This is a genomic window from Desulfonatronum zhilinae (assembly GCF_900182865.1).
GTDB lineage: Bacteria > Desulfobacterota > Desulfovibrionia > Desulfovibrionales > Desulfonatronaceae > Desulfonatronum > Desulfonatronum lacustre.
Map to the genome: position 1 here is coordinate 1 of NZ_FXUJ01000074.1, position 2,183 is coordinate 2,183.

Below are 2,183 nucleotides of genomic sequence, written 5' to 3' on the forward strand. Positions count from 1 at the left end.
GATTCCGGTTACGCAGCCGCTATTGAAATGGAATCGGACAAAATGGCCTCCTCGCATGCGGTCAAACGATTTTTTCAAGCAATTCCAATACGGATGTCGTCCCTGTTTCGGCTGATTCTTCAGCGTTTGTTCATATGGAGGCTGACCTTGGAAAAACCAAGCCTCATCATCTTGAACCTCGACGTCATGATCATGGACAACGACGATGCCCAAAAGCGAGAGTTCGTCGAACCAACTTACAAGAGAAAGCGCGGCTTCGCTCCGTTACAGATGACCTGGGGACCGTTCATCATCGACGCCATTTTTCGCAGTGGTTCAAAGCATTCCAACTATGGCGACGACACGAACAAGATGATCCGGCGTGCCGTCACCAAAATTCGGGACAAGTATCGCGAAGACGTGCCGATCATCGTCCGCATGGATTCAGGATACTTTGACCAAAAATTATTCGAAGAAATGGAGGCACTGGGCGTCGGCTACATTGTCGGCGGGCGTTTTTGCACGGAGATCAAAGACTTGATCGCCTCCATACCGACTGAGAACTTTGAACGCCATTACGGCAAGACCGACGAGGACATCTGGGAATTCACCGAGTTCGGCAATTGCCGGAAAGCATGGAAAACCTTTCGTCGGACTATTTTCTGGCATCCATTTCTTGAGGAAAAACGGTTCCTCCTGCCCGGTTCGCGTCCCGGTACGCTTGTGTATACAAACCTCGGCATGGGGCAGCCCATCGACGAACAGTTAGAGCGCTCCGGCCACGGACACCTCGTACGCACCGAGGAGGTCGTCAAATCGTACCATCAGCGCGGAGCTGATGAACTGGTGCATCGATCCTTGAAAGATTTCGGTTTCGAGGAGTTGCCGTTCAAGAAGTTCGCCGCGAATTCAGCTCTTTACTACATGATGCTTCTTGGATTCTTTCTCTTTGAATGCTTCAAGCGAGATGTCGGCGATCCGGTGATTCCGGTCAGCGCCACACCAACCACGTTGCGTCGGAAGCTGTTGGATATTGCCGGCAAAATCGTCAAGTCCGGACGTAAAATCAAGCTCAAGATTCCGGCGGCGGTCATGGAGGCTCTGGATTTCAAAGAACTCTGGGAACGCAGCGGCAAGGGGCCGCGGTTATCCTGGACGTAAGGCCAGATTTGATGACAAATCGACAGACCAGCAGGACAATTGCGTCCAAAAAATGTCAAAATATAGCGAAAATAGGTTTTAATATGTTCCTGCAATGAAATACGACCAAAAAGAACCTGAAAGTCGCTTTCTAACTCTAAAATGAGATGATTAACCGTCAAATATTGCCAGGTGAGTTGCTGCCGAAATGTGAACCGCTCAATTTAGGTATGTGCAACACAGGCGCGATCCGGAGGCCATTGCCCGCTGCTGGTCCGAAGAATTGTACGGCAGCCAGTACACGGCCAGAATTCCCGCGGTCAAGGCCCGCCAGGTGTATGTCGCCGATTTTCTGGACATGTCCATCGGCCTGCAAGACAATCTCCTGGTGGACATCGGCGCGGGGGAAGGACAGTTTCTGGAAATCGCCGCCCGGGAATACAAGGCGCGCCCATTCGGCATTGAACCCTGAATCCGTGAAGTTATTGCAATGCTAATACAGTAACAGTGCAGTCTTTTTCTTGACTTTGTTCAATCATTTAGATATGTTCAGTCATCGACGCAGTAACTTTACAAACTCACCCAATAGGTGATGGGGGCGATGAGTATGGGCATATCCAAGGTGGTTCACAAGGAAAACCTCCAGGCCGGGCCAGCCGGCTTGGTGTTCGTAGGACAGATGGCCAAACTGGCAGGTCTTGATGCTGTGGCAAAGCAGGTGACCATCGGTAGGCCGCAGATATCCACAGAAAACATCTTGAAAACCATGCTCGGGCTGATGGTCCAAGGGAAAACTGATTTTGATCACGTCAAACCGCTGGCAGGCAACCGGTACTTCATGAACGCCGTTGACATCGGCAGGGTGCCTTCGGCGGAAACCTACAGGCAAACCTTTCAGCGCATCGCCCTGAACACTGAGCTGGAGGCCATGCTTCCGGGATGCTCGGTCAAGCTCTGGAAAAAGACCGGCATGGCTCATGAGTACTTGCAAAAAGACGACAAGAAATGGGTTCGAGTGGATATCGACCCGGTGATCTACGACAACGACGAGACCAAAAAAGAAG

General features: G+C 51.2%; 2 protein-coding genes and 1 pseudogene. All 3 read left to right on the top strand.

Annotated features, from left to right (window positions below; all coding sequences use genetic code 11):
- Nucleotides 1-21 precede the first annotated feature (21 nt).
- Nucleotides 22-1,140 carry an IS1380 family transposase gene (locus AC559A_RS18985; protein WP_498819261.1) on the top strand — a complete coding sequence of 373 codons (1,119 nt, stop codon included), beginning with the start codon at nucleotides 22-24 and terminating at the stop codon, nucleotides 1,138-1,140.
- A gap of 211 nt (nucleotides 1,141-1,351) precedes the next feature.
- The gene (locus AC559A_RS18990; protein WP_498819260.1) at nucleotides 1,352-1,591 is read left to right on the top strand and encodes a hypothetical protein; all 240 of its coding nucleotides are present in this window, start codon (nucleotides 1,352-1,354) and stop codon (nucleotides 1,589-1,591) included.
- 135 nt (nucleotides 1,592-1,726) lie between these two features.
- Nucleotides 1,727-2,183, top strand: a pseudogene (locus AC559A_RS18995) (IS1380-like element ISDth1 family transposase); the annotation flags it as partial.